General features: G+C 71.4%; 23 protein-coding genes and 1 tRNA gene. 13 read left to right on the plus strand and 11 right to left on the minus strand.

What is annotated here, in order from left to right:
* The first annotated feature begins 103 nt into the window (after positions 1 to 103).
* Entirely contained in the window at positions 104 to 859 is a 756-nt protein-coding gene (locus tag OIB37_RS01650) for a hypothetical protein (protein WP_330455683.1), read from the plus strand.
* 386 nt (positions 860 to 1,245) lie between these two features.
* On the opposite strand, the gene OIB37_RS01655 is transcribed toward OIB37_RS01650, so the two are convergent.
* Complete coding sequence (locus OIB37_RS01655; protein ID WP_330455684.1) at positions 1,246 to 1,620, minus strand: hypothetical protein; 375 nt, start codon at positions 1,618 to 1,620, stop codon at positions 1,246 to 1,248.
* 726 nt (positions 1,621 to 2,346) lie between these two features.
* Here OIB37_RS01655 and OIB37_RS01660 point away from each other — a divergent pair.
* Positions 2,347 to 3,240: an oxygenase MpaB family protein gene (locus OIB37_RS01660; protein ID WP_330455685.1), complete on the plus strand. Its 894-nt coding sequence runs from the start codon at positions 2,347 to 2,349 to the stop codon at positions 3,238 to 3,240.
* An 8-nt stretch (positions 3,241 to 3,248) separates the two neighbouring features.
* On the plus strand, positions 3,249 to 3,734 hold the full coding sequence (locus OIB37_RS01665) for a DUF427 domain-containing protein (RefSeq protein WP_330455686.1): 486 nt from the start codon (positions 3,249 to 3,251) through the stop codon (positions 3,732 to 3,734).
* An 88-nt stretch (positions 3,735 to 3,822) separates the two neighbouring features.
* On the opposite strand, the gene OIB37_RS01670 is transcribed toward OIB37_RS01665, so the two are convergent.
* Both OIB37_RS01670 and OIB37_RS01675 read right to left on the minus strand, forming a co-directional pair.
* On the minus strand, positions 3,823 to 4,128 hold the full coding sequence (locus OIB37_RS01670) for a UBP-type zinc finger domain-containing protein (RefSeq protein WP_330455687.1): 306 nt from the start codon (positions 4,126 to 4,128) through the stop codon (positions 3,823 to 3,825).
* A gap of 239 nt (positions 4,129 to 4,367) precedes the next feature.
* The gene (locus tag OIB37_RS01675; protein ID WP_330455688.1) at positions 4,368 to 4,901 is read right to left on the minus strand and encodes a hypothetical protein; all 534 of its coding nucleotides are present in this window, start codon (positions 4,899 to 4,901) and stop codon (positions 4,368 to 4,370) included.
* Positions 4,902 to 5,174: 273 nt separating this feature from the next.
* Between OIB37_RS01675 and OIB37_RS01680 the strand changes: the two genes are divergently transcribed.
* A complete protein-coding gene (locus tag OIB37_RS01680) occupies positions 5,175 to 6,080 on the plus strand; it encodes a LysR family transcriptional regulator (RefSeq protein ID WP_330455689.1) in 906 nt (301 codons plus the stop codon).
* A gap of 350 nt (positions 6,081 to 6,430) precedes the next feature.
* A complete protein-coding gene (locus tag OIB37_RS01685) occupies positions 6,431 to 9,301 on the plus strand; it encodes an ABC transporter substrate-binding protein (protein ID WP_330455690.1) in 2,871 nt (956 codons plus the stop codon).
* Between the two features lie 212 nt (positions 9,302 to 9,513).
* Here OIB37_RS01685 and OIB37_RS01690 read toward each other — a convergent pair whose 3' ends face one another.
* On the minus strand, positions 9,514 to 10,356 hold the full coding sequence (locus OIB37_RS01690; protein ID WP_330455691.1) for a phosphotransferase: 843 nt from the start codon (positions 10,354 to 10,356) through the stop codon (positions 9,514 to 9,516).
* Between the two features lie 283 nt (positions 10,357 to 10,639).
* Between OIB37_RS01690 and OIB37_RS01695 the strand changes: the two genes are divergently transcribed.
* Positions 10,640 to 10,719, plus strand: a tRNA-OTHER gene (locus OIB37_RS01695).
* A gap of 312 nt (positions 10,720 to 11,031) precedes the next feature.
* Positions 11,032 to 11,424 (plus strand): DUF4291 family protein, encoded by a 393-nt coding sequence (locus OIB37_RS01700; RefSeq protein WP_330455692.1) that lies wholly within the window; start codon positions 11,032 to 11,034, stop codon positions 11,422 to 11,424.
* On the opposite strand, the gene OIB37_RS01705 is transcribed toward OIB37_RS01700, so the two are convergent.
* Positions 11,319 to 12,632 carry a vanadium-dependent haloperoxidase gene (locus OIB37_RS01705; protein WP_330455693.1) on the minus strand — a complete coding sequence of 438 codons (1,314 nt, stop codon included), beginning with the start codon at positions 12,630 to 12,632 and terminating at the stop codon, positions 11,319 to 11,321. The two genes, OIB37_RS01700 and OIB37_RS01705, sit on opposite strands and share 106 nt — an antisense overlap.
* 575 nt (positions 12,633 to 13,207) lie before the next feature.
* On the opposite strand from OIB37_RS01705, the gene OIB37_RS01710 reads away from it, so the two are divergent.
* Positions 13,208 to 13,384, plus strand: a complete 177-nt coding sequence (locus OIB37_RS01710) for a hypothetical protein (RefSeq protein WP_330455694.1) — start codon at positions 13,208 to 13,210, stop codon at positions 13,382 to 13,384.
* A gap of 490 nt (positions 13,385 to 13,874) precedes the next feature.
* Positions 13,875 to 16,415, plus strand: coding sequence for a discoidin domain-containing protein (locus OIB37_RS01715; RefSeq protein ID WP_330455695.1), 2,541 nt, complete (start codon positions 13,875 to 13,877; stop codon positions 16,413 to 16,415).
* 93 nt (positions 16,416 to 16,508) lie between these two features.
* On the opposite strand, the gene OIB37_RS01720 is transcribed toward OIB37_RS01715, so the two are convergent.
* Positions 16,509 to 17,861 (minus strand): acyl-CoA dehydrogenase, encoded by a 1,353-nt coding sequence (locus OIB37_RS01720; RefSeq protein WP_330455696.1) that lies wholly within the window; start codon positions 17,859 to 17,861, stop codon positions 16,509 to 16,511.
* Between the two features lie 121 nt (positions 17,862 to 17,982).
* The gene (locus OIB37_RS01725; protein ID WP_330455697.1) at positions 17,983 to 18,441 is read right to left on the minus strand and encodes an RrF2 family transcriptional regulator; all 459 of its coding nucleotides are present in this window, start codon (positions 18,439 to 18,441) and stop codon (positions 17,983 to 17,985) included.
* A 484-nt stretch (positions 18,442 to 18,925) separates the two neighbouring features.
* On the opposite strand from OIB37_RS01725, the gene OIB37_RS01730 reads away from it, so the two are divergent.
* The 3 genes from OIB37_RS01730 to OIB37_RS01740 are packed head-to-tail and all read left to right on the plus strand — an operon-like array spanning position 18,926 to position 21,816.
* Positions 18,926 to 20,287 carry a bifunctional o-acetylhomoserine/o-acetylserine sulfhydrylase gene (locus OIB37_RS01730; protein ID WP_330455698.1) on the plus strand — a complete coding sequence of 454 codons (1,362 nt, stop codon included), beginning with the start codon at positions 18,926 to 18,928 and terminating at the stop codon, positions 20,285 to 20,287.
* A 2-nt stretch (positions 20,288 to 20,289) separates the two neighbouring features.
* Positions 20,290 to 21,435 carry a homoserine O-acetyltransferase MetX gene (gene metX / locus OIB37_RS01735; protein ID WP_330455699.1) on the plus strand — a complete coding sequence of 382 codons (1,146 nt, stop codon included), beginning with the start codon at positions 20,290 to 20,292 and terminating at the stop codon, positions 21,433 to 21,435.
* A 36-nt stretch (positions 21,436 to 21,471) separates the two neighbouring features.
* The gene (locus tag OIB37_RS01740; RefSeq protein WP_330455700.1) at positions 21,472 to 21,816 is read left to right on the plus strand and encodes a hypothetical protein; all 345 of its coding nucleotides are present in this window, start codon (positions 21,472 to 21,474) and stop codon (positions 21,814 to 21,816) included.
* A 110-nt stretch (positions 21,817 to 21,926) separates the two neighbouring features.
* Here OIB37_RS01740 and OIB37_RS01745 read toward each other — a convergent pair whose 3' ends face one another.
* The 3 genes from OIB37_RS01745 to OIB37_RS01755 form a co-directional block, all read right to left on the minus strand.
* On the minus strand, positions 21,927 to 22,742 hold the full coding sequence (locus OIB37_RS01745; RefSeq protein WP_330455701.1) for a DUF427 domain-containing protein: 816 nt from the start codon (positions 22,740 to 22,742) through the stop codon (positions 21,927 to 21,929).
* Positions 22,743 to 22,943: 201 nt separating this feature from the next.
* On the minus strand, positions 22,944 to 23,375 hold the full coding sequence (locus OIB37_RS01750; protein WP_330455702.1) for a YunG family protein: 432 nt from the start codon (positions 23,373 to 23,375) through the stop codon (positions 22,944 to 22,946).
* Positions 23,376 to 23,486: 111 nt separating this feature from the next.
* A complete protein-coding gene (locus tag OIB37_RS01755; protein WP_330455703.1) occupies positions 23,487 to 23,663 on the minus strand; it encodes a hypothetical protein in 177 nt (58 codons plus the stop codon).
* A gap of 150 nt (positions 23,664 to 23,813) precedes the next feature.
* Here OIB37_RS01755 and OIB37_RS01760 point away from each other — a divergent pair, with 150 nt between their 5' ends.
* Positions 23,814 to 24,047 (plus strand): hypothetical protein, encoded by a 234-nt coding sequence (locus tag OIB37_RS01760; RefSeq protein WP_330455704.1) that lies wholly within the window; start codon positions 23,814 to 23,816, stop codon positions 24,045 to 24,047.
* A gap of 129 nt (positions 24,048 to 24,176) precedes the next feature.
* On the opposite strand, the gene OIB37_RS01765 is transcribed toward OIB37_RS01760, so the two are convergent.
* Positions 24,177 to 25,979: a hypothetical protein gene (locus tag OIB37_RS01765; protein ID WP_330455705.1), complete on the minus strand. Its 1,803-nt coding sequence runs from the start codon at positions 25,977 to 25,979 to the stop codon at positions 24,177 to 24,179.
* Positions 25,980 to 26,102 lie beyond the last annotated feature (123 nt).

Consider the following 26,102-nt stretch of genomic DNA (forward strand, 5'->3'; position numbering starts at 1 on the left):
GCCCGGATCGATTCCCGGGCATCACGGCTCCGGACGGTTTCCCTCACGGGCGCCCCGAAACCCGGCGCACCCCGAGGCTCCCGGACTCGGCATGATGATCCGCATGACTTCGATCGCCCAGACACCGATCACCAGCCTGGATCTCACCGGATTCACCGAACTCGAGCCCGGCGTGTGGAGCGACACGGCGGGACTCATCCTGTCGGTCCACTTCTTCCCCCTCGTCCCGGACCTGTCGGCCCCGCTGCACGAGCTGGAGCGGCTGCGGTTCGGGAGCGCGCAGGGCACGGCAGGGTCCGGGGGCGGCCTCATCGAGGCGGTGGTGGGGACCGTGGACGGGGTCCCGGCGTTGCGCCAGCTGGTCAAGATGCCGTTGCAGAGCAGGCGGGGGCAGGCGTTCATAGGCAGCTGGACGCTGCCGAAGGACCGGTGCAGCACCGTGGTGAAGGTACAGGCCGCGGAGGGCGGGACGACCGGTCTACGGGAGGCCGTGGTGCTCGGTCAGGTGGGGCCGGCCGACTTCTTCCAGCCCCATCCGTACGCCGGCGGCGGGCAGTTCGGCGGGCTGCCGTACCACGTGGGCGACCTGGAGCAGTGGGATCCCCAGTTCCCGGACCACCCGCTCACCCTGGTACGCGCCGCGCTGAACCGCATCACGCCGACCCTCACTCTCCACGATCAGTTCAAGACGCTGCCCGACTTCGCCGGGCCGACGCCACCCCAGGCCCATCCGGGCCCGCCCGCGTCCTCGTACGGACCGCCCCCGGCTGCGTACCCGGGCCCCACTCCCCCGCCGTTCCCGGGCCCGGCGGCCCCGTCCGCGCCCCGACGCGGTTGGTTCCGCCGCAAGGGTGTCTAGCCCGCGAACCCGCAGGTCAAAGCCTCCGGCCGGACGATCCGCCGTACGAGAGCGACCGTCGGCACGATGAGGACCTCTTTCCCGCCGACCGCTGGAGGACGAGGATGCCGTCCGAATCCCTGCCCGTCCGCCCGCAGTGCGGGGAGCCCTTGACGGCGGGCGGCCTCGTCCTGTGCCGGCGTGAGGACGACGAGCGCGCCTGCCGATCGGTCTGGAGCTGTTCGAGCCGACACGTCTGGTGGAGATGGGCCGACCGCCCGTCGGCCCCGCTGGAGCACTGCCCGCACCCTGGTCTGTTCGCCAGGTGAGGGGCGGTGGTCCGCCGGGCCGGGACACGGCGGCGGAGGGGACCTGACGCGTCGGCGCGGGAACCCTCCACGGATGCGTCAGCGGGGAACGCAGCCGAACCAGTTCACCGCGCCGGGGTCGGACGTGTAGCCCATGCATCTGATGGTTCTGTCGTGCAGGGTCTCGGTCCGGTCGGCCTTTCCGTTCGCATACTCCGTCTTGTAGTGGGGCTGTACGAGGGTGTCGATCCTGACGATGTACCAGGGGCGCTTGCTGGCCGGGATGCTGCATCCGTGGCTGGTCATGTTGCGGCTGGGGTCGCCCCTCCAGACGGGCCGTTCGGCGCGGTCGCAGTGCGCTCTGACGTTGCGGCCGGAGGCGTCCGCGGTGCCGGTACCGGTACCGAGCAGGGCCGTGGCGCCCGTGGCCACCGCCGCGGTGACGCCGAGCAGTCGTTTCAGGGTGAGGTTCATCGATGGGTCCTCCTGCCAGCTGTGGTGACGGCCGGGAGTCGCCATGTCACCTTGAAGTGATAGTCACACTTATCCGGGATGTCCGGCTCGGCAGCCGACGGCTCAGTCCTCCGACCCGGTGACGTCGGTCCTGCCAATGCAGCAGGCCCGGTCACACCCCGGCGGCGGGGAGAGTCCGCCGCTTCCGCCGGACGACACCCTCCCCGCACTGTGGCTCGCCGACGAGTATGGAGGAGGAAAGGTGGGAAAACGACGCATCAACGACGCGGCTGGCACCCGCCCGCATCCTGGTCGCACGATGTCGACTGGGCGCAGTTGTGGCGAGTGGCCCTGCTCGGCCGCGGTCGTGTACTCACGTACGGCTGCTGCCGGGCCCGCGTGCCGCCGCCGTCCCCCTGCTGGTGAGGGGCATGTCGGCGCTGCGCCTTCCGGGTACCGGTGAGTGATTGGGGGAAGGGTGACTGCCGACCGATGCTCACGCCCACGGGCGCCGTTCGTCGTGTGCGGCGTGCCCGTGGCCGTGTCCGTGATGGGGCTGTCCACTGTCCCGATCCCGGGGCCGTGACCATGTCGCGCCGAAGGCCGGGCCGACGCCTCGCGGCCGGCGGTCGCTCAGGTTCCGTACCACCCGGCGGTCGTCCGGATTCCGCACTGCTGAGTGCCCGGGAAGGCCTTGATCGGCCGCCGATTCCGGCAGGTGATCCGGATGGCGGTGTCGCCGGGCGCGTGGGCACCGCCCGTTCCGGGGTACGCGGGCGGCTCGGCGACGCTCTGTTCCGTGGGGTCGCCGGGCCCGGGGGACCCGAGAACCGGCAGCGTGTTCATGGCACGCCGGGGCCTCGCTGGTTCGCGGCGGACCGGCCGATCCGCGTGGTCCACGGCGACGCGGCCATGTTCGCCGGCGGGCTGTCCGCCCTGCTCCTGCAGTCCCTGCATCCACTGGCGATGACAGCGGTCGCCACCCATTCCGGCTACCGGTCCGACCCGTGGGGCCGGCTCGCCAGAACCAGTACGTTTCTGGCGTACACCGCCTACGGCACCGCGGACGACGCCCAGCGGGCCGTCGACCGGGTGCGAACCGTGCACGAGAGGATCCGGGGCCGTACTGCCCGTGGTGAGCCCTACCACGCCTCGGACTCGCACCTGTTGGCGTGGGTGCACGTAGCGGAGGTGTACTGCTTCCTCAAGGCCCACCAGCGCTATGGGGCACGGCCACTGGACGCCGCGGGCCGGGAGGGCTACGTGGCCGACATGGCAACGGTCGGTGCGGCACTGGGCGTGGAACGGCCGCCCACGACGCTAGCGGAACTCATCGAGCGGATCGACGCCTACCGTCCCGAACTGCACGCCACCGAGCAGGCGCGCGAGGCGATGGGGTACGTCCTGCTGCACCCGCCGCTGCCGAGGCCCTTGCTGCCCGCGTACCTCCTGCTCGGCGCGGCGGCCGTCACCCTGCTGCCCGCCTGGGCACGTGACCAGCTGGGGCTGCCTGTGCTGCCCCGTGCCGAGCGCTGGTGCGTGCGCCCGGCCGGAGCCGCGGTGACCGGGCTGATCCGGTGGGTGCTGCCACCGCCTCCCCCGACCCCGCGTGGGCCCGGGCCGAGTACCGACCACCGATGAGGCCCGTCATGTCCGATCACCCGGCGCGAACGACGGAATCCGTCTGGGACTATCCCCGCCCGCCTGCCCTGAGAGCCGACGGCCGGCGTGTCCGTGTCACCTGCGCGGGCACGCCGGTGGCCGACACGCGACGGGCTGTCCGCGTGCTGGAGACGTCTCACCCGCCGGTCTTCTACATCCCGCCCCAGGACGTCCGCACCGATCTGCTGACGCCCGCGCCTGGAAGCACCTGGTGCGAATGGAAGGGGCGGGCCGTCTACTGGGACCTGGCCGTGGGCGATGACGTCCGCGGACGGGCGGCCTGGAGCTACCCTCACCCATCGAGCGGGTACGACCGGCTCACCGGCCACTTCGCCTTCTACCCCTCCCGAGTCGACCTCTGCACGGTGGACGGCGAGGTCGCCACCGCACAGGAGGGCGACTTCTACGGCGGATGGGTCACCGTCGAGATCGAGGGCCCGTTCAAGGGAGGCCCGGGTACGGCTGGATGGTGACCCGGCCCGGGCGTCTGCCGCGCTGGTGAGCGGCCGACACCGCTCACGCGCGGGTGAGCGGCCGACACCTCTCAGGGGATCACGGCTTCTATCGTGGCCGCAGGAAGACCTCGTCCACGTAGCACCACGCCCACTCCTCGCCGGCCTCGGCCGAGACGGCCACGGGGTGTCCGCTCTCCTCGTGGTGCGCGGTCGCGTGGGCACCGGGAGAACTGTCGCAACATCCGACATGCCCGCACGTCAGGCACATGCGCAGATGGATCCACCGCTGGTTCCCGGCCGTGCACTCCTGGCAGCCGCCGCAGGGCGGCGGGAACGGGGCGGGCTGGTCGAGATGCGCGCAGTGCCGGCCCTCCGGCCGCCCGCCGTCCGGTCGTAGCACCCACGTGCTCATGGCTCACGTCCGTTCTCGCGGTCTGCCCTGTCCGGCGTACCGTGCGGATCCCCCGAGGACTCTTCCGGGGAACCCGCACGCGCGGTTGCACCAACCGCGTCCGCGGTGGCGCGCTCCAGCCGACAGGCCGCACAGTGTGCCTTTGCGCACATTGTCCGGCGGACCGCGCCTCCGTGCCGTGGCCGGCGGACGGACGCACGGACGCACGGACCAGCGGAGCGGTCACAGCCGCCCCACGGTCATACCTTGCAGAAGCCGCTGGTCTTCAGGGCCCGGTTGATCTGCTTGCCCTGTGCCTGCGTGGTCGTGACGTCCTTGTACGAGAAGCGCTGCGAGGCCGACCGGTCCAGCTTGACGGCGCCGCCGTTGATCGCGGTGCACTGATTGCGGGCCGCGTCGACGGCCTTGTCCTCGTACTTCACGATGTTGGGGCTGACGGCGGAGAGGTCGTGCAGCAGCTGAGCGCGCTTGGCGCCGGTCGGCTCGGGCGGCAGGCCGATGGCCTTCGCGGCGGCGCCCTGGCCGGTGGCCGGCGTCGTGGCGCCCTTCGGCTTGCCGTTCTTGCCGGTCTCACCGGACGTGCTGGACTTGCCGGCCTCGCTGGACTTGCTCGTCTCGCCGGACTTGCCGGCCTCGGCGGTCTCGCTCTTCTTGCCGGTCGTCGAGGCATGCTCACCGCTGCCCGGACCGTCGGCGTGGCCAGGGCCGGAGCAGGCGGTGAGTGCGAGGGTGGCGGCGGCCGCGAGGAGCGCGGCGGCAGTGCGGGTGTTCAAGGTCCCCCCTTGGACGTTGTACTGGAGGGGCCATCATGACGCCTGTGATGCCGCTATGAGGAATCTATGGTCAGATCGGGTGGAATTTCCGTCTGTCGTACAGAATCAGGTCGCCGGTCCTGTCATTGACGACGTGGTGAGCCCCTTGGAGTGCCGAGGTGGGGTCACAGCCGCCGGGCGGACCGGCCGGCCCCCGTGTCCCGACAGGGCGGATGCTGCCAACTTCCTTACAGAACAACGTTGTTGCCCGTCCGGGATCCGCCGTGATAGCCGATGGTCATGGATGTTCACGGACGGGACCTGAGGTACTTCGCCGCTGTGGCCGAGGAGTTGCACTTCACGCGCGCTGCCGAGCGCCTGTACGTCTCGCAGCCTGCGCTGAGCAAACAGATCCGGGCACTGGAGAGACAGGTGGGGGCCAGACTGTTCGATCGCGACCGGCGCGACGTGCACCTGAGCGAGGTCGGCGCCGCGCTGTTGCCGCACGCTCAGCGGATTCTCGCCGAGTGGGAGGCAGCCCAGGAAGCGGTCGCCCGGGTGGTGGCCGACCGGGAGGCCGTACTCGTCGTGGGGATGAGCACCAGCCCGGGGCGCGGGGGTGTGCTGCCGGCGATCCGCTCCCGCTTCACCGCCGCGCGTCCCGACGCCCGCATCAGACTTCGCCAGGTCCCCTGGGACGACCCGACCGCCGGGCTCGCCGACGGCACGTGCGACACGGCGTTCGTGTGGCTGCCGCTGCCCGATCCGGACCGCTACCGGTGGGTGGTGGTCGCCGAGGAGCCCCGCCTGGTCGCCATGCCCGACACCCACCCGCTCGCCGTGCGGGAGATCGTCGACTTCACCGACCTGATGGACGAACCGTTCCTCGCTCTGCCCGACAGCGCCGGGCCGCTCCGGGACCACTGGCTCGCCGACGACGCCCGCGACGGGAAGCCGGCGCTCATCGGCGCGGAGGTGGCGAGCGCCGAGGAGACGTACGAGGCGCTCGTCGCGGGTCTCGGCGTGGTGCTGCTGGCCACCGGGAACGCCCCGCTGATCTCCCTTGGCGGAGTCGTCACCCGTGCGGTGAAGGGCATCTCACCCAGCCGCTTCGTCCTGGCCTGGCGCGCCGACGACCGCCGTCCGCTGGTGCGCGACTACATACGCGCGTGCGAGCAGGCAGCCGGGGCGACGGGCTGAGACGCGGCGCAGCCACGCGATGCGGCGCGGTATTCCCAAGGGTTCGAACGGAAGCCGTCTCGTGCCCGGCGCTTCCGCCTCGCCCGCATCGTCACAGGCCGCCGGGATCGAGTTCCGCGTGCGCACGGCACATCGCGGTGATGCGCAAGACATGCGCGCCTGCGGCCAGGGGGGGTCGGCACGCGCATGCTCGCCGTGCTCCGTGCGGTTTGGTGTGACGGGCCGTGCGGAACATCAGACCTGTTCCGTCACGGTCGGATGGTCAGTAAGTTGGCTCAGAGGTCGGGGGGTTGGGCGTGCGCGACAGAAATCGTGGCAGATTGCCGGGCTGCTCTGTGGATCATCCTGGGATGTCGACCGAGGGCGGTATCGACGTCCAGCAGCAACTAGAGTCACTCATCCGGGACTTCCGCACCAGTGATCCACCGATGCCGGTCGTCGTGCTGCACGCCGAGGAAGCCGACGACGACGAGCGGGTCGTCGGATCCGTCGAGGAACTCTGCGCCGGCCAGAACGCCCACGGCACACGTTGCGCGGTCGCGTCGCCCGATCAGGAGGGCAGCACGGAGGTGCGGCGGGCGGCCGCACTGGTACGGGACCTCGGTGACCCGAAGCGCTGGGGTACGCGCGCTTCCCTCTACCGTCGGTACGCGTTCCCGCGCCTGCGACTGGTGCACGCGATCGAGGACGCGGTGCGTGAACTGGGGCCCGACTGGCCCGCACCGCCTGCCGGCGCCTCCCCCGCCGCGAGCGCGTACGACCCCGCACAACGCCTTCTCAACCAACTGGCGAAGCAGCGCTGGCGGCCGAAGAGCGCCGCACGCTGGCACTCCGGAGTGCCGCTGTTCGACATGGCGCACATCCTGCCCGCCAGTCTGGTCGCGGTACTGACCGCGCTCCTGGCCCGCACCGACTGGTACACGGCCGTCATCCTGGGAGTGGGCTTTCTGCTTCTCCTGGCGGTGCTCAGCTCCGTCCTGCCGGGCCGCGCGCCGATCTTCCTGTGGCTCCGCAGGGAGAGCAAGTGGTTCATGACCACCACGTTCCTCAGGGCGGCCGCACGGGGCCGGGTCACCGAGGTCTCGCTGCTCCGACCCGTGCGCTCGTGGCAGGCGATCGCGGCACGCGCCTTCGACGTGGCAGAAGCGCTGAATGAAGGCGACGAGTTCCAGCTCCAGTTGTACGTACTCGCACTCTTCGAGGACCTGCGCGACAACCACCGCCGCTGGAGCTGGGATCTGCGCGGATTCAAACGTCCCCGGCCGCCCATGCTGTTCCTGCCTCACGTGGGAACGGGCAACGGTGGGATCGAGTTGATCAAAGCCGTCAGCGACGTGCGCAGCCGGCGCAGCGAACTGGATCCGCTGTTGTGTGTGGCCGCCGTACCGGCGGCGGACATACAGCGGCTGGAACGCAGCGTCGTCGGTGAGCCGCAGCCCGGCCGGACGGCGCGGCCGTTCCAGGACCGGCTGCGGGACTGGTACGAGGAGTGGGCGCGCAGCCTCCGGTCCGGGCAGTCCCCCAGCCGCGAGCGGGCGGTGGTGCCCTGGGTGCTGAAGATCCCGCTGCCCTCGTCCGAGCTGGCGCCGCTGCGGGATCGCCGGCGGCACTGTGTGAAGGCCTCCACGAGGCCCACCCTCGCGCGCGTGGCGTGGGCGCTGCACACCTTGGTCGTGGTGGCCGTCGTGGTCGCGGCCACCGTCGCCGTGCGCGCTGAACAGCTCTCCCGCGAGTACTGCTCCGCGACGGTGCTGACGGCCAACCGGGACACCCGGCGCGAGGCCACGTCGGGCGGGAGCACGGAGTGCATAGGCATCGCCACCGGGGACGTGCGCTTCGCCGACTGGCTGCCGAAGAGCGAGCCCGGCGGCCACGACGCCAAGGCGTCCACCGGCGTGAGCCACGCGCCGTGGACGTTGGCCGAGCTGGAGGGCCGCATCGGCCAGGAGAACGACAAGGTCCTCGACACGCATCCGGGCCATTACGTCAGCGTGGTCTACGCGGGTCCACTCAGTGTCGATCCCCATGACGGCTCGGCACCGGTGAAGGGGGTGGAGGAACTGGCGGGCGTGTATCTGGCGCAGGCCGTCATCAACGACACCTTCACCGTGAAACTGCGCGTCCTGATCGCCAACGGGGGCGTGGACCTGGACCACCAGACCGACATGGCCAAGGCCATCGCCTCCTACGCGGCGACGGATCCGACGTTGGTCGGGGTCGTCGGCACCGGGCGCGACCTGAAGTCCAGCGAGGCGACGACGCGCACGCTCCGGGACGCGGGGCTGCCCGTGGTCTCCGGTACGAACTCCGCCACGTATCTGCCCCGTGAGTTCGCCAACTGGTTCAGCCTGGCCGCCACGGACGAGTGGCAGGTCTCTCAACTCGGCCTCATAGCACGCCAGCTGCGGACGCCGGGTTCCACGCAGTTCGCGTTGACGCTGGCCCGGGACACCGCCCGGACCGACGACCGCTACACCGATGAACAGGCACGCTACGGCGGGCAGATGCTCAGCAGGTACGGATTCACCCCACTCCCCCAGCGCCGCTACACCCTCACCGGCGGCAAGCCCGAGTTCCGGCTGCCCGCCGAGGAGTTCTGCGGCGGGGACCGCGTACCGTCGGTGATCTACTTCGCGGGACGGGTGGAGGACGTCGATCCCCTGATGACCCAGTTGGGCACGGAACCCGGCTGCGCCGACAAGAAGATCTCCATCATCACCGGCGACGACCTGTCCAAGGCCGACTTCGCCCAGGGCAGGGACGCGGTGGCTCCGAGGGTCACGCTCTATCACGCCTCGCTGGCCGAACTGCGCAAGCCCGCCAGGGGGACGACGTTCTACCAGGACGCCGGCAGATACCTGCCGGGGCTCGACAAGCAGTCCACCCGCTACGACACCGCCACTTTCGCGAGCGGCCAGACAGCCCTGGCGCACGACGCGACCCGCGCCCTGTACTGGGCGGCCACCCGCAACGGCATCCCGCAGAGCCGCGCCGCGACCTGGGTGAACCTCAGGACCGTCAATCTGGAGGGGATGGCGACGGGCACCATCGATTTCACCCACGCCCCGCTCTACGGCGACCGCAGCGGGCACAGCATCGTCCTGATGGAGGTCTGGCACGCTGCCGACGGAAGTCTCGAATCACGCGAGGTGTGCAGCAGAGTGGCCGGGGACGTGCGTCCGCTGACCGGGAAGGAGTGTTCCATCAGCCACCACGGCTGACGTCGGCGCGCCGGCATCGGCGCGCTCGCCCGGGACGGGGTCGGGTCTCCGTCGTCCCCGCACTGTCTTCGGTCCCAGGCGCCGATGACGGCCTGCTCGCGCAGAACAACGCGCCGCTCGTTCACGTGGTGTCGAGCTGCCCCGTCGGCAGGTTCGTTCCGACGGCGCCGTTGACGGTTTCCGAGTCGAAGTGTGCTGCCGTGCTGGGGAGTTCAGCCCAGTCCGCAGCGGTCGAGTGCGGCACGAACCCGGGTGAGCCCCTCCGCTCTCCAGTGGTCCCGGTCGGGCATCTGGTCGTCTCGGCGCCAGCGCCAGGCCGAGAACATCGCCCAGTTCAGGGCGCGGCACCGGTGGATCAGGCCGTGGTCAGCCCCCGCGTAGTGTGCTCCCACTTCTTCGGGCGCATGGGCGAGGTCGAACTCGATCGGCCCACGGCAGCACGTGGCGAGGTCCACGAGAAGCGGCCCTCTCCTGGTGTTGAGGAGGTTGCCCGGATGCGGCTCGCCGTGCAGCAACTGGTCGCCGGCCTTCTCGGCGCTGATCGCGGCGCTCAGTCCGCTGAGTGTGTCGCTGAGGAGTTCCCGGCCCGGATCGGGCAGCTCGGGAGACCGCTCCCGGTCGTTCACCTCTCTCAGCGCCCCGGCGACTCGATCAGTGAAATGCGGTGCGTCCAGATCGATCTGGCGCAGGGCCGCATGGTGCCGCAGGAGCACGTCCGCGTAGTCCGCCGGCGCGATCTCCGATTCCACGGGTCCGTAGTAGGTCCAGAGCGAGATGGCGAAGGCATCACGCACATACACTCGCGGGTCGACCCGCGGCTCGAGTTCAGCCACCGGAGCGTCGACGTCGGCGAGACGTCGAGCGACCTCCACCTCGAACTCTGAATCAGCCAGCTGCCCCAAAGGCGCGACCCGAGCCAGAACACCGCAGGGGACCAGGCTCAGCGCGACGCGGTCCGAGTCGTGGATGACGACCACATCGTCGACCCGAAGCCCCAGCTCCGAGGCGGTCACCCGTCCCGCCGCAACCGCGCGACGGAGTTCCAACGGCTCCATGCCGCCCTCCTCGTTGTTGAGTGCACTGGACCGCCCAGCGCAGCACACGGCTGGGGCCAACAGCGACGCCCCCGATGCCTTCGCGGACATCATTCGATACCCAGACCCGGGTTGTGTGGTCTTGTTCACGGCACGTCGGCGATGCTCCGAACCGTCCGTCCTCCCTGACGGTCCGAGGCGATCAGCAGCGGCGCACCGTACGAGCTCCGGGTCCGCGTCACCGGCTCCTGACACCGGAACCCTGGTGCGCCGCTTCGGCCCAGCCCGTACGATGCCGTACATCCCTCGTCGTCCAGCGGCCAAGGACACCGGTCTCAGGTTCGCCTGGAATCGGAAACCCGGGTTCGAATCCCGGCGAGGCAACCCGCCCGCGCCATCGAGCGGACCGCGTATCCGCGGTTCATGCGCCTGATCATCACGCGTGAGCCGCACGTGTCCTTCACCCCGGGCGAGGATGAGCGGGTCCGGGCCGAGGAAGTCACGCCCTGGAAGCGGCGGTTCGTCACGGGCAGCTGTCGCGCCCTCCCCCGGCACAGGGGAGCAGGACCGTCCGCGCACGTCACCTCACACGAAGGGTGGTGACCTTGTCCGCGAGCGACTCGCACGCAAGGGCGACGGCCACCCGCTGCGGTAAATCGATGGCGCACGCGAACCACTGTGTCCACCCTGGTCCCCGTGGCAGAACCCAATTATCAGATCCGCGCCTTATACGCGGATTCCGCGGTCACCGTCTACCAGGCGTACGGGCCGGAGATCGGTCTGCCGACGGCCCGGGAGGGCCGTTTCCCCGCCGTGTGGCAGCGGGTCCGGATGACATGGGTCATCAAGGCGCGTTCACGGCCTTTTCCCTCTGTCGGAAGTGGCCGGCCCCTGCAAGGGAAAGGCCTCTCCGCTGATCCAGTGCTCGAGGCAGGATCCGCAGAGGACCCGGCTCGACGCCGGGTCCTCTGCGGATCTGTGGTTCAGTCGGTGTCGTCGCCGCACTCCGGCTCGGCGAGGCTGCCCTGCCGAGCCGCTCGCGTCGGCAGGGACGGCTGGGTGCCGTCCTTGGCGACCGGCTGGAAGTAGTGGTCCAGCGCCCAGGCGGCCACGCGGGTGCCGGCCCGGCAGCCGGCCACGTCCGCCGTGCGGGAGTGGACGCCGCCCCACACACGCGCGTCGACGACGTCCCGGTTGAGGTCGTCGGCGGACCCGTAGAACCGCGTGGTGCCGGTGACCTCGGAGGGGACGTAGAGGTCGATGTGCGAGGTGCGGAGGACGCCGGTCAGCGCGCGTGCCACGGCGGCGGCGACGGTCGTATGGCCGGCGATGTAGTCCGGGTGTGGTGGGGTGAGGAGCAGCGGCTCCCAGGCCGGGTCCGCCGTCGTCGCGGGGTTGCCGTCGGTGTCGGCGAGGCGGATGGCGGTGATCGGCCGCCAGGTGCCGTAGTGGAGCTTGGCGTCCCATGCCGTGACGACGGCGTCGGTCGCCGACGCGTTCACCGCGGCGAACAGCCGGGCCGTCTCGGCGATGCCGAGCCGGTGCCGGGCGGCGTGGTCCCGTACGGCGATCTGGACCTGTTCGACCAGGTTGCCGCTGAAGAAGAGGGCGGTCTCGGTCTGCTGCGCGCTCCTGCCCGAGCCGGTCTTCACGCCCATGGTCTTCAGCTCCTGGACATCCTCGGCGTAGGCGGCCGAGGAGAGGGCGGGTGGTCCGCCGGGCCGGAACTGCTGCGGGGAGGCGAGCAGGAGGGGGCGGAGCCTGGCGAGCCAGGTGTCGATGAAGGGCTGGAACGCGGGCGGGGTGGGCCGCCAGACCCCCGGTGCCGGGGATGCAGTGAACGGAACGTCCGCGAACCTTCCGTCCCCTTCCCGGAGTTCGATGATGCGGGCGGCGGCGCGCTTTCCGTAGTCCACGCCCTGGTCTCTGGTGTGACCGGCCGGAAGAGCGGCGAGCGAGTCCGCGTAGGCGGTGTCGAGCCGCTCCTTGAAGGCGGGGAAGTAGGTGAGCAGCACGTCGTGGGCCGCGGTGGCGGCGGCCGCCGCGGAGGATGCCTTGGCCGGACCGCGCTCGTGCCATTTGTACAGGGCGTAGCCGCCTTCGATCCCCACCACGGCGTTGTACACGGCGGCGGAGACGAATCCCTCCCAGATCGCTGCCTGCCCGGAGGGGCGTGGGCCGAGGCTGGTCTTGATCGTGTCGGTGGCGATGGCGTTCCACTCGCGGACCACGGCTGCCGGGTCCGCCGCGGTCCGGGTGTGCGCGTCGGGGGGACTTGTCGCGGCGGTGAGCGTCACGAGGGCGATCGCCGCGACGGCGCAGATGAATCCCCGGGCATGTGAACGCGGAGGAGTGGGAAGAGGGGGCTCTTGATGCACAGCGTGCTCCCTAGAGTCGAGTGCCCAAGGCATAGCAACGGCCCACTGGGTGAGCAAGACAACTCGCCGCGAACCGGGCAGGTTCAAGGCGCCCTCGAACGCCTCACCGCCCGCTGTGCGGAGATCACCGCCGGACAGCCCCCGCACCCGCCCCGGGCCCCGGCGAACCGCGCTGCCCTTGTTCCCCGAGAGCTCCCCATCGCAGCCTGTTGACCTGCTCTGTGACCGTCCGTCGAATCCTCGCCACGTTCTCGGTTCGCGCCCGACGACGGCCAACACCCGATCGCAACCTTCGACCGCATCCACACCGCCCTGCGCACCCGCGTGAAGCTGTTTCCTCCAGGTGCTTCGGCTGTCTCGATCGCGAGCGCGACCACGCGCGGGACCGCGCGATCCGGGCAGGCTGCCCACCGATTCGATCACTTGGACGCGGTGCGACAGAATCTTCCTGGTAAGAGGCCTGCGGGCCGTTCGATCCCACCAGAGAAGCGTGCATGTTTCAGGAGACACCGATCTACACCCGCCTCATCACCGAGCGCGGAGATGTTCCCGCCATGGTGCGTGGCGAAGCGGACCGCATCCATCGTGACCTGGAACGGGTCACCGGTTATTCACCCGTCCTGGCACCGCATCACAGCTTTCGCTCCATCGCTCCCGCCCCCAACCACTGATCCCTTGGGCTGAGATCGGCGAGCCGTGGGCCGGGGTGTGCCGTTGGCTGACGCCCAGTAGGCGTGGATCGGGCCTCTCCCGCCCGACCGGGCGCCGAGGCGAGGTGTTCGGTGGCGGGGGTCAGGAAGCGTGCGGCCGCCCGCCCCCGTCACCGGAGCGGGCCCGCGTACCCGCGTGTCCGCGTTCACTTCTCGGCGGACGCCGGTCCGTTTCGCCGGCACGGAACGCGCGGTGGCCGGTGTCCACGGGCGGCCGTCGTGTTCCCGCGCGGGTGGGGTGACCGCGGCGGCCCACCAGGGTGCGCGTGCCGTACCGGTACGGATGGCCGGTGGCCGGGCGTGCGGGTGGGTCCGAAGGCCGGTGCGCGGTGCGGCGGTTTTCAGGATGTGGCTTCCGAAGGGTTGCCGTCCGATTGACTCACCCCTTAAATCAAAACATGAACTAAGCAGTGGGACAGGTGACTTGAACCCCCAGTCGAGGAGCCGCCGCATGAGACTGAGATCCCTGGGTACCGCGCTCGCCGCCCTCGCGGCGTTGATCGCTCTGCCCGCAACCCATCCGTCGGCCGTCGCGGCCGAGACCCCCTTGTCGCAAGGAAGGACGGTCGTCGCGTCGTCCGAGGAGACCGCAGCAACCACCGCCGCCAAGGCCGTCGACGGCGACACCGGGACCCGTTGGTCCTCCGCCGCCGGTGACGACCAGTGGCTCCAGGTCGACCTGGGCGCCGTCGCCACCGTCACGCAGGTGGTCCTGAACTGGGAGGCCGCCTACGGCAAGGATTACAAGGTCCAGATTTCCGGGGACGGGAGCACCTGGACCGATCTGAGATCCGTCACCGGCTCCGACGGCGGCGTCGACACGCTCGACGTCTCCGGCCAGGGCCGCTACGTGCGCATGCTCGGCGTGCACCGCGCCACCCAATGGGGCTACTCCCTCTGGGAGTTCCAGGTCTTCGGGACGGCGAGCGGCGCCCAGCCCGCCTGCGGCACGTCGAACGCCGCCCAGGGCAGGAGCGCCACCGCCTCCTCCACCGAGAACGCAGGCACCCCCGCCTCCGCCGCCTTCGACGGCAACGCCGGGACCCGCTGGTCCAGCCAGGCCTCGGACCCGCAGTGGGTCCAGGTGGACCTCGGTTCCGTCCAGGACCTCTGCAAGGTCGATCTGACCTGGGAGGCGGCGTACGGCAAGGACTTCCAGATCCAGACGTCCTCCGACGGCCAGGGCTGGAGCACCCTCAAGAGCGTGACCGGCGCGAGCGGCGGCACCGCCTCCTACGACGTCAGCGGATCGGGCCGTTACGTCCGCGTCTACGGCACCGCACGTGGCACGGTCTACGGCTACTCCCTGTGGGAGGTCGCCGTGCACACCGGCTCCACCGGCGTCCCGCCGGTCCAGGGCGGTGGCGACCTCGGCCCCAACGTCATCGTCGTCGACCCCTCCACCCCGAACCTGCAGCAGAAGTTCGACTCCGTCTTCGCCCAGCAGGAGTCGAACCAGTTCGGCACCGGCCGCTACCAGTTCCTGCTCAAGCCGGGGACCTACAACGGCATCAACGCCCAACTCGGCTTCTACACCTCCATCTCCGGCCTGGGCATGAACCCCGACGACACCCAGATCAACGGTGACATCACGGTGGACGCGGGCTGGTTCAACGGCAACGCCACGCAGAACTTCTGGCGTTCGGCCGAGAACCTCGCGATCAGGCCCTCCAACGGCACCGACCGGTGGGCCGTGGCCCAGGCCGCCCCGTTCCGCCGCATCCATGTCCAGGGCGGCCTCAACCTCGCGCCCAACGGCTACGGCTGGGCCTCCGGCGGCTACATCGCCGACTCGAAGATCGACGGTACGGTCGGCCCGTACTCCCAGCAGCAGTGGTACACCCGCGACAGTTCGATCGGCGGCTGGACCAACGGCGTCTGGAACATGACCTTCACGGGCGTACAGGGCGCACCCGCGACGGACTTCGACAGCGGGTCGTACACCACGCTGGACACCACTCCGGTCTCCCGGGAGAAGCCGTTCCTCTATCTGGACGGCTCCGCCTACAAGGTGTTCGTGCCCGCCAAGCGCACCAACGCCCGCGGGGTGTCCTGGCCGGCCAACGCGGGCACCTCACTCCCGATCGACCAGTTCTACGTCGTGAAGCCGGGCGCGACCGCGGCCACCATCAACACCGCGCTCGCCCAGGGGCTCAACCTCCTCTTCACTCCCGGCGTCTACCACCTGGACCGCCCGATCGAGGTGACCCGGGCCAACACGGTGGTTCTCGGCCTCGGCCTCGCCACCCTCGTGCCGGACAACGGCGTCGACGCCGTGCACGTCGCCGACGTGGACGGGGTCAGGCTCGCGGGATTCCTGATCGACGCGGGCTCCGCGAACTCCGACACGCTCCTGCGCATCGGCCCCACCGGCTCCTCCGCCGACCACTCCGCCAACCCCACGACCATGCAGGACGTGTTCGTCCGCATCGGCGGTGCCGGTCCCGGCCTCGCCACCAACTCGGTCGTGGTGAACAGCAACAACGTCGTCATCGACCACACCTGGCTCTGGCGCGCCGACCACGGCAGCGGCGTCGGCTGGGACACCAACCGCGCCGACTACGGTCTGCGGGTCAACGGCAACGACGTACTCGCCACAGGCCTGTTCGTCGAACACTTCAACAAGTACGACGTGTTCTGGAGCGGCGAGCGAGGCCGCACGATCTTCTTCCAGAACGAGAAGGCCTACGACGTGCCGAACTCCGCCGCCATCACGCACGACGGCATCGTCGGCTACGCCGCCTACAAGGTCGCCGACTCGGTCACCTCGCACGAGGCGTGGGGCCTGGGCAGCTACTGCAACTTCACGTCCGATCCCTCGATCGTCCAGGCCCACGGCTTCCAGGTCCCGACGACATCGGGCATCAGGATGCACGATCTGCTGGTGATCTCCCTCGGCGGCAAGGGGCAGTACGCCCACGTCGTCAACAACACGGGCTCCCCCACCTCCGGGACGAGCACCATTCCCTCCAAGGTGACCCAGTTCCCGTAGGAACGGGCGCGCGACGGTGCCCCGGGACGCGACGGCCGCGGCCCGGGGCACCGTGCGAGGGGCCGTCGGCCGCCGGGACGTTTCCGGGACGCGCTACGCCGGGTCCTGACGGCGGTGGGCACGTGTGTCGTGCAGGAAGTGGTCGCCGATGGCGCGCAGCGTGGGGGCGGCGAGCGCGCGGCCCATCAGGACTCTGACGTTGCGCCAGAACCGGTCGAGTCCTTCGGCTTCGGCGAGTTCCAGCACGCGCTCCCCGGTGAGGAGTGCGGTCCTGAAGGTGGCGGCCTCGGCGGCTGCGACGAGTGCGGCCACGTCGGCACGCTGCCCGGCGTCGAGTTCCGGTCCGGCGCGCAGCGCGCGTGCCATCGCCGCCGTCGCCCGCTCGACGACCGCGGACGCGGTACAGGAGGCCAGCGCGAGTTCTCCGAAGGCCAGCAACAGATCGGCGTCCGTGGCGGGCATGGGCGCGAGCGGGCCGGTGCCGTGGGCCGCCCATCGGGCGTGGGTCTCGGCGAGGCTGAGGTCCCTCGCCTCCGCCAGCGCCCCCTCGGCGATGCCCAGGGCGACGTGCGCGAGCATCAGCCGCAGGGCGAGCGGGGCGACGGTGGCGTACGGCGCGCTGCTGTCCTCGTCGTGGGCCGCGGGTCCGAGCACCTGATCCGCGGGGACCGGCACGTCGTCGAAGAGGACGGTGCCCGCGTCGGCGAGCCGCTGGCCGAGCCGCTCGGGCGACGGAGTGCGGGTGACACCCGGGTGACGCGGATCCACGAGGACGACGAGGGCCTCGCCGGTGGACGTGCACACCGCGTCGAGCACGAACCGGTCGGCCACGTTGGCCGCGGTGGCCAGGACCCGGTGCCCGCTGAGCAGAAAGCCTCCGGCGGCCGGGGTGAGCACGGGTGAGGCTCCCCCGCCGCCGGGGCGACCGGCCTCGCCCGGGCCCGGGAGGCCGAAGTCCCCCGCCCACAGCCACTGTTCCGCCGCCGCGCGGGATTCCAGGTCCGCGGCGTGCTCGGGTGCGGCGAAAAACCGGGGGCTCCAGGACAGCACATAGTGGCGGCCCAGCAGTTCGCCCATCGAGCCGTCGGCGGCCGCGATCCGGCGGACGATGGCGCAGGCGTCCTCCCACGCCGTCCCCGTCGCCGTCTCCGTCGCCGTCTCCGCGCCTGCCCCCGCCTCCGCCCCCGTTCTCGTCGCTGCCCCTGTCCCCGCGACCGCCGTTCCGGGCGGCGCGAGAACGGTCTGCAGGCCGGATTCACGCAGGCGTGCCACCTCGTCGTACGGCGGCTTGCCGGCCCTGTCGCGGTCGGGCGCGTCCACCGCCAGGTCCTCACCGAACTCGTGGGCGACGCGCTGCCAGAAATCCCCGGGAGGGGCACCGGCCTCCGCCGCGGCCTCACTCGTCGTCGCACCCCGCACTTGCCCGGAACCCGCGCTCACAGCCACCTCGGACCATTCCCTAGTATTCCTAGTGCCTTAGTAGGAATTAATCCTGCGGGCCGGGAGATGCCGCGAGCAAGGGAGCATCCAGCACCTGGACACGAGCGTCTCGCCCACCGGAACAGGGTTACGGATTCAGCCAGGCGTCCGGCGTCTCGGAGAGCGCCACGACCTCGGCGGGAAGCTGCGCCGACACCACGTGGGCGAGGGAGGTCCCGTCGAGGATCTGCCGGACGTTGACGCGCAGCGCGATCCACAGGGGAAGCAGCGACGTGGCGGGCCCCGAGTACGACAGGTCCGGTGGGCGTACGTCCTGCACGGACACCAGTGGCCCGTCCACGACGCGGATGACGTCCGCGATGCTGATGGACGCGGCGGGCTTGGCCAGGCGGTAGCCGCCGCCCGCGCCGCGCTGGCTCAGTACGAGCCCGCCGCGGCGCATGTCGTTGAGGATGCCCTCGAGGAACTTGTGCGGAATCGCCTGGGCTTCCGCGATCACCTCCGCCTTGAGGGGCCCGGCGTCGCCGGCCGCGGCGAGTTGGAGCGCGGCCCGCACCGCGTAGTCTGCTTTGGCCGAAATCCGCATGACAGCATTATCCTGCACGGCGCCGCCCCGATGGCTGCGGGGCGCTGCGACTCACGCCGAACCGGGCACGCGGCGTCACGCGTGCCCCGGCAGGTACTCTGGCCGGCGCCCTGTCCGGCCGGACCGGGGGACGGGGGCGCACGCGGGTGCGCGCTCCGCCCGTCCGGCCGGGTGGGCGCATACCCGTGCTTCAACTCCGCACGTCATGCTGGTACTTCGTGACCGCCTGTGGTTACCTGACTGCATGACCGTGCTCGTGATCCGCCGCCACGTCGACTACGTGCGCGTCACCACCACGGCGTGTCCCGCCGTGAGCTGACGCTCCCCTCCGGCACGCGATCGTCTCCCCCCTCCTTCTCCGCCCTCTCCACTCTCCGAGCACCCGTGCTGTCCGCTGCCCGGGCACGGCGCACGGCCTCTCGGTGCCTGCCTCCACCCTCCTCCTGCGCACCCGCGCTCCCGCACGCCAGCACAAGGGAGAACCATGAGCCAGCCCCTCGACTCCGTCGCCGCCGGCCACACGCCCGAGGACGAGCCCGTCGGCCCCGACACCTCCGCCTGGTCGTTCGAGACCAGGCAGATCCACGCCGGCGCCGTGCCGGACCCGGCGACCGGGGCGCGGGCCGTGCCGATCTACCAGACCAGCTCGTTCGTCTTCCGCGACACCCAGCACGCCGCGGACCTGTTCTCGCTGGCCGAGCCCGGCAACATCTACACCCGGATCCACAACCCCACCCAGGACGTCTTCGAGCAGCGCGTCGCCGCCCTGGAGGGCGGGGTCGGCGCGGTGGCGGTCGCCTCCGGGCAGGCCGCGGAGACCCTCGCCGTGCTGACCCTGGCGTCCGCCGGCGACCACCTCGTCTCCAGCACGTCCCTGTACGGCGGCACCTACAACCTCTTCCGCCACACGCTGCCCAAGTTCGGCATCGAGGTGTCCTTCGTCGACGACCCCGACGACCTCGACGCCTGGCGGGCCGCGATCCGGCCGGACACCAAGGCGCTGTTCGCCGAGACGCTCGGCAACCCGCGCGGCAACGTGCTCGACGTGCGCGGGGTGGCGGACGTCGCCCACGAGGCGGGGGTCCCGCTGATCGTGGACAACACGGTGCCGACCCCGTATCTGCTGCGGCCCATCGAGCACGGGGCCGACATCGTCGTCCACTCCGCGACCAAGTTCCTCGGCGGCCACGGCACCACCATCGCCGGTGTCGTCGTCGACGGCGGTACCTTCGACTTCGGCGCGCACCCAGGCCGCTTCCCCGACTTCAGCGAGCCGGACCCCAGTTACCACGGTCTTCGGTACTGGCCCGCGCTCGGACCGGGCGCCTTCGCGGTCAAACTGCGGGTGCAGTTGCTGCGCGACCTCGGTCCCGCCCTCTCTCCGCACTCCGCGTTCCTGCTCCTGCAGGGCGTGGAGACCCTCAGTCTGCGCCTCGAACGGCACTCCGCCAACGCCCAGGCCCTCGCCGAGTGGCTGGAGCAGCGCGACGAGGTCGCCGCCGTCCACTACCCGGGACTCGAATCCAACCGGTGGTACGCGGCCGGGCAGCGCTATCTCCCGCGCGGTGCCGGGGCGGTGCTGGCCTTCGAACTGCGCGACGGGGTCGAGGCCGGGAAGCGGTTCGTGGACGCGGTCGAGCTGTTCAGCCATCTCGCCAACATCGGGGACGTACGCAGTCTCATCATCCACCCGGCGTCCACGACCCACAGCCAGCTGGACGAGGCGCAGTTGGCCGCGACCGGCACCTCGCCCGGTCTGGTGCGGCTGTCGGTCGGCATCGAGAACCTCGCCGACCTCAAGGCGGACCTGGAGGCCGGCTTCCGCGCGGCGAAGGCCGCGTCCTGAACATGGTGCGCACGCCGTCCGCGGTCCCTCTTCCGCCGGCCTCCGGGGCCTGGCGGGAGGGGGACCCGCCCGGCCGCCGCCGATGGCATCTGCGGGAGAAGCCGCTGCCCCTGGAGGCGGGCGGCGAACTGCCGGGTGTACGGCTGGCGTTCGAGACCTGGGGACGGCTCGCACCGGACCGCTCCAACGCCGTGCTGGTGCTGCACGCGCTCACCGGCGACAGCCATGCCGCCGGACCCGCCGGACCCGGGCACCCCTCCCCCGGCTGGTGGGACGCGCTCATCGGTGCCGGGCTGGCCCTGGACACGGACCGCTGGTTCGTCGTCGCCCCCAACGTGCTGGGCGGCTGCCAGGGCAGCACCGGACCGTCCTCGCACCGCCCCGACGGGCGGCGCTGGGGCGGGGACTTCCCGTTCCTGACCCAGCGCGACCAGGTCGCGGTGGAAACCGGTCTGGCCGACGACCTGGGCATCGAGCGCTGGGCACTGGTGATCGGGGGCTCGATGGGCGGGATGCGCGCCCTGGAATGGGCGGTGACGTATCCGGAGCGGACGGACGCGCTCCTGCTGCTCGCCACGACCGCGGCGGCGACCGCCGAGCAGATCGCCTGGGCGAACATCCAACTGCACGCCGTCCGCGCCGATCCGCACTGGCGTGGCGGCGACTACCACGACGCCGCTCCCGGCCGCGGACCGCACGCGGGACTCGGCCTGGCCCGCCGCCTCGCCCATGTCACCTACCGCAGCGAGCCGGAGCTCGCGGCCCGCTTCGGCCGGACGCCACAGGGCGCGGAGGACCCCTGGCGCGGCGGCCGCTACCAGGTCGAGTCCTACCTCGACCACCACGCGGCCAAGCTGGTCCGCCGTTTCGACGCGGGCAGTTACGTGACGCTGGTGGAGGCCATGAACAGCCACGACGTCGGCCGTGACCGCGGTGGCACGCGCACCGCCCTGCGCCGGGTGACCGCTCGGACCCTCGTCGCCGGAGTCGGCTCCGATCGCCTCTATCCGCTCTCCCAGCAGGCGGAGTTGGCCGCCGGGATCCCTGCCGCGGACCGTCTCCGCGTGATCGAATCCCACTACGGCCACGACGGCTTCCTGATCGAGGCCGAGCAGGTCGCCGCACTCGTCCGTGAACTCGTCGGTTAGCCAGCCGACAGGACCTGCGGCCGGTCGCTCGGGACCGTGACCCATCACTCCTACCGTTCGGCGTATCCGACGGGCGACGGGACACGGCATATCTCCGACATCTCGGTGTCCGACTCCGGCCGGATCATCGTCAGTTCGGCGGCGGACGCCGGCGACGACGGTCCGTTCGACTCCGCGGTCAGCGACGCCGGCCGGGTGATCCTGTCGCAGGACGGCCGGGTCAAGGTCACGCTCACGCCGTCTCCGGTCGTCCTCGGCGCGTTCCCCCAGTACAAGATCGAGGCGGTGGAGTGCCTTCCGGGGTCCACCGACGCTCTCCTCGGCACCGACGACGAGAACCATGGCGGATACGTGCGGACCATGCCGTTCTGCCGGGGCTGACGCTTCGGGGAAGGCCTGGCTCGGCATTGCTCGTCGGCCCCTTCTCGGGCCTTGCCGGCGCACACGGGGGACAGCCTCGGCGGTGTTCGTGACCACCGCCGCCGGTGGCGTCAGGTCGGCGGCGGCTCCGTGAGCGTTCTGGTGAACGGGGTGACCGGGCGCTCCAGGCGTTCGCCGTCCACGGTGATGGTGACCGCCTCGTTGTAGAAGGCGAGGAGGTCTTTGACGGCGCCCACCGCGGGCAGCGGATCCGGATAGCTCCAGACGACGTTCGACGGGACGTCGGCCTCGCCCCGCCACGACCAGTACGCGGCGGTGCCCTTGTAGGGGCAACCGGTGCTGTGGTCGCTCGGTTCGAACAGATCCAGGCGGACGTCCTCGCGCGGAATGTAGTACCGGGTCGGCAGGCCGGTCTCGAAGACCAGGACGGGGCGGTGGGTGTCGGCGACGACGGTGCCGTCGATCTCGACCTGGACGTGGCGGCTGCTGGCGATGGCGTCCACCCGTTTGTGCGGGTCGCGGGGGTGGACGAAGATCTCTTCCTCCTCCTCGTACCAGTGGTCCAGGCCCCGGCCGGCACGCCGGAACCACTCGAAGGCGATGTGCCCGGCCAGGTCCTCGGCCGGGAACGTCCAGGCCGCGTTCTCCATCAGCTCGCCGCCGGCTTCGAGGTCGTAGAAGGTCCGCGATCCGGTGTGCGTGTCCTTCGGGGGGTTCCTGGCCGGGTGGAGCAGGTCCTCGCGGACGTCCCCGCGCGGGAAGGCGTACAACGGCACCGGCACGCCGGGCTCCCACACGAGGACGGGGTGCCTGCTGTCGACGACGGTGACGTCACCCTTGCGGCCTCGCACCCAGCGTTCGCAGGGCTCCCACAGCAGGCCTTCCGGGGTGGTCCTGACGGCTCGCGCGGTGGGGAACGTGGTCATGACCGGCTCTCCTTCGGCTGGCTCGCGCGGTGACTCCGGCGGGGCGGGCGCGCGGTTCCCGCGCCGAGTACCGCGCCGGGTCCCGGCCTCGTTCGGGCGACCTCGCATCCGCGGGTACCTGTCGACGGTACTGCCGGCCCTCGGCCGCTGCGATCCGGGAGGGTCGCGGTACCAGTGCCGCCGCGCCTGCGCCGAGCAGGCTCAGGACAGCTGACGGGACGTGCTCGCGGTGGGCGTCGGCGTCTGCGGCCGGCCCAGCTTCTCCATGACGCGGTCGCGCAGCAGCTCGTACTCCTCGCGGAGTCTGCGCCACTCGGTCACGGGCGGGCGGGGTATGACGACGCCCTCGGTCACGATCTCCTCCGGCCCGAACTGCTCGCGGGTGAGGTCGATCTCGATGCCCATGCCCAGGCGGTTCCACCAGTGGTAGTCCACGCGCTCTCCGCCGACGAGGACCTCTCCCCTGAGCAGTTCGCCTCCCAGCAGGTCATGGAGCACCATGGCGGTCACCCCGCACTGGTCGCGGGCCGGATTCTCCTCGCTCCAGCGCGACCGGTACTCGGGCGTGCACGTCCGCGCGCTCCAACTCCCGCGCACGGCTTGTTCGATGTCGGTGAGAAGCAAAGGTGTCATGCCGGTGATCCTGCCAGTCGGCACCGACAACGGCCGGGCCGACGGACCCGGCCCCGTTTCCTGCGCGCCCGTGCGACTCGAACTGAACCGCCTTACGGTCCAAGGGTGTTATCACTTGAACGAACCGATGACCCTGTGGGAGTCCCGCACGCTGGTGCGCGGGAACGCGTCGACGTGGGAGGACCGGGCGCTCACCGCTGTCGGCCGGGCGGGCCCGGGCTGGAGCTTCGCCCTGGAGCCGCGTCCGGGCGCGACCTTCGCCGGGCAGCGGTTCGTCAACCCCGGCATCGCCGCTTCCCGGGGCACCCGCGGTGACGGTGTGGCGCGAGCCCGCCGGGGGGGCGCGGGCCCGGTGTCTTCCATCTGTCCGTCGCGGTGGACGGGGCGGAGCAGTACGCGTTCACCGTGACGGGGACCTCGGTCGTCACCCGCGGTCCCGTGCCAAACGTGCTGGACCCGGACCGGCTCTTCCGGCAGGACGACGACCCGCATGCCGAGTGGCTGGGCGAGCGGGGGGCCCTCGAAGCGCTGGCCGTCGAGTTCGGGGTGCGGTTGCCGCGGTTCGCGCTCCGGCACGGACGGCTGCATACGTTCCGGACCCAGCCGTGGAACCGGGCACCGCGCGCCGGGGAGGGCTATGTGACCGTGCGCGTGACGAGCATCGGACTGTGACGGCGTACGGCATCGGCTGAGACGGGGGCGGGGAGCGCCCCGGCCGATTGAGCGGTGGCACCGGTTGGGGGGGCGCCCCCGGTGGACCGGTGGTCGCCGGGGGCGGTTCGGCGCTCGGGGCGCCGGCGGTCAGGCGGCCGGCCCCTCTCCCTCGCGGACCAGTCGCCAGGCTTCGGTGAAGAGTTCGGGGAGCGTGCCGGGGAGCAGTTCGAAGGACCTCACCTCGCTGCCGTCGCCGCTCAGCTCCGCGCCGAGCAGGGACGCCTTCCACGACTCCATCGGCGGCAGCGGCTTCTTGGCGTGGGCCCAGGGGCCGGGCAGGAAGAGCGTGCGTCCCGCGCGGGCACGGCGGTCCTCCAGCACCAGGCCGCGCGCCACCAGCTGCGCCGCGGCCGCCTTGTGACGGGCCGGTGTCCAGGCGTTCCAGCGCCGCACGTTGCGGTCCGACGGCATGGGGAGCAGCAGGAGCTGGAGGTAGAGGGCGGCGGCGTCCTCCGGCAGGCCGAGGGTGGCGGCGACGTCGGCGACCAGGTCGGGGACGCAGGCACGCGGGTCGGACTCGTAGCTGCCCGGAGGCAGGTCGTCGGCGGTGATACGGGCCATGACCCGGTCGCAGGTGCCGTGCGCCAGCCACTCCCGGCGCCGGCTGCCGCGGCTGCCACGGATCAGGCCCGAGTGCAGGACCCTGGCCGGTGAGTCGTGGCCGGCCAGCACCTTGCGCAGGTGGCGGACGGCCTCCGGCGCTCCGGCGCGTACGGGGTCGCCTGCGGGGAGGTCCGCGTACGCCCACGCCAGGCCGGTGAAGAGGGCGTCCGCGACGGCCGTGGCGTCGTAGTCGCTCATGACGTCCCATGCGGTGCGCAGGTGACGGTGTTCGGGCGGGCAGGACCGGAATCGGAGGTAGAAGCCCGGCGGCAGGGTCGCGTTCACCGGGTCGAGGAGCAGGTGGCACAGGTGGGTGGCCGGCATCCCGGTCTCCAGGGCGACCGCGGCCTGCCAGGTGCTCCACGGCGCGTGCGGACGGGCTCCGTGCTGCTCGTCCCAGGCCGCGGCGGTGCGCTCCGCGACACGGGCGAGGCCGTCCGGCAGCCAGAGGTCCGCGGGGTCCGCGGGCATCACGTCGGCGAGCAGGGCGAGCCGCTCGTCGTCGCACAGCATCCCCAACTCGGCGTGTGCCGATTCGAGTTCGCCGGCCTTGAAGCCGAGGGCGGCGCGCTCGTGTGTGTCGAGGAAGGGCGGGTGGTAGCTTCCCGCACCGGGGTTGCCGGCAAGGACGAGGGCCGCGGCGGGGCGGCTCAGACCGGTCGCCTCGCTCAGGGCGACGACCGCTTCGGCGTCCCGGGCGACCGGGCCGCGCTCCCGGACGAGTTCCACCAGGCGCAGCAGTTGTCCGGGGGTGCCCCAGCCCCGGTGGCAGTCCACGACGTGGAGCGGGTCTTCGGGGCGCGGCGCGGTCCCGCCGCCCGGGAGGACGGCCTCGAAGTAGCGGGTCTCACGCGCGGCGGGCAGGTGCAGTCCGAACGAGGCGCCCTGGTGGTCGCGGACGGTGAACGAGGTGGTTCCGGCGAGCCGGCCGAGACGGAAGCGGTAGGCCGGGTCGGCGAACGGTGTCTGTGCCCACATCTCCAGGAAGTCGAGCAGCACCTCGCGGCGCACCGGCCTGGTCTCGGGAGCGGCCGCGCGCAGCGCGATCGCCCCCACGCGGCCTATGAACGCCGTCCAGCTGCCCGCCGCGGGGAGACGGACCTCCCTTTCACCGGGGCCGGGCGCCCAACTGCCCTCGATGTAGCGGCCGACGCGTCGGATGTCGGCGAAGGTGTCGTCGTTCCAGCAGCCCCCGGCCCCGACGAGACCCTGCAGGGCGGCGGTTGCCGCGTATCCGTTCCACGTGCGGACGGGGGTCCCGGGGGCGACCGTGTCGATCTCGTTCATGCGTCCGATGATGGCGTACGGCACTGACAACGGACCGCGCCGGTCCACGACACCGCACCCCGCTGCCGCCGCGTCCCGCCGGAACTCCGGGACGCGGCGGCAGAGGTGACGGCTCATCGGCCA

It is taken from the genome of Streptomyces sp. NBC_00820 (assembly GCF_036347055.1).
GTDB lineage: Bacteria > Actinomycetota > Actinomycetes > Streptomycetales > Streptomycetaceae > Streptomyces.

What these genes read in the sequence shown, in the direction of transcription:
- OIB37_RS01650 (WP_330455683.1), top strand. Translation starts at nt 104, where the DNA reads ATGACTTCGATCGCCCAGACACCGATCACCAGCCTGGATCTCACCGGA.
- OIB37_RS01655 (WP_330455684.1), bottom strand. Translation starts at nt 1,620, where the DNA reads ATGAACCTCACCCTGAAACGACTGCTCGGCGTCACCGCGGCGGTGGCC.
- OIB37_RS01665 (WP_330455686.1), top strand. Translation starts at nt 3,249, where the DNA reads ATGTCCGATCACCCGGCGCGAACGACGGAATCCGTCTGGGACTATCCC.
- OIB37_RS01670 (WP_330455687.1), bottom strand. Translation starts at nt 4,128, where the DNA reads ATGAGCACGTGGGTGCTACGACCGGACGGCGGGCGGCCGGAGGGCCGG.
- OIB37_RS01680 (WP_330455689.1), top strand. Translation starts at nt 5,175, where the DNA reads ATGGTCATGGATGTTCACGGACGGGACCTGAGGTACTTCGCCGCTGTG.
- OIB37_RS01685 (WP_330455690.1), top strand. Translation starts at nt 6,431, where the DNA reads ATGTCGACCGAGGGCGGTATCGACGTCCAGCAGCAACTAGAGTCACTC.
- OIB37_RS01690 (WP_330455691.1), bottom strand. Translation starts at nt 10,356, where the DNA reads ATGGAGCCGTTGGAACTCCGTCGCGCGGTTGCGGCGGGACGGGTGACC.
- OIB37_RS01710 (WP_330455694.1), top strand. Translation starts at nt 13,208, where the DNA reads ATGTTTCAGGAGACACCGATCTACACCCGCCTCATCACCGAGCGCGGA.
- OIB37_RS01715 (WP_330455695.1), top strand. Translation starts at nt 13,875, where the DNA reads ATGAGACTGAGATCCCTGGGTACCGCGCTCGCCGCCCTCGCGGCGTTG.
- OIB37_RS01725 (WP_330455697.1), bottom strand. Translation starts at nt 18,441, where the DNA reads ATGCGGATTTCGGCCAAAGCAGACTACGCGGTGCGGGCCGCGCTCCAA.
- OIB37_RS01730 (WP_330455698.1), top strand. Translation starts at nt 18,926, where the DNA reads ATGAGCCAGCCCCTCGACTCCGTCGCCGCCGGCCACACGCCCGAGGAC.
- metX (WP_330455699.1), top strand. Translation starts at nt 20,290, where the DNA reads ATGGTGCGCACGCCGTCCGCGGTCCCTCTTCCGCCGGCCTCCGGGGCC.
- OIB37_RS01745 (WP_330455701.1), bottom strand. Translation starts at nt 22,742, where the DNA reads ATGACCACGTTCCCCACCGCGCGAGCCGTCAGGACCACCCCGGAAGGC.
- OIB37_RS01750 (WP_330455702.1), bottom strand. Translation starts at nt 23,375, where the DNA reads ATGACACCTTTGCTTCTCACCGACATCGAACAAGCCGTGCGCGGGAGT.
- OIB37_RS01755 (WP_330455703.1), bottom strand. Translation starts at nt 23,663, where the DNA reads ATGCCGGGGTTGACGAACCGCTGCCCGGCGAAGGTCGCGCCCGGACGC.
- OIB37_RS01765 (WP_330455705.1), bottom strand. Translation starts at nt 25,979, where the DNA reads ATGAACGAGATCGACACGGTCGCCCCCGGGACCCCCGTCCGCACGTGG.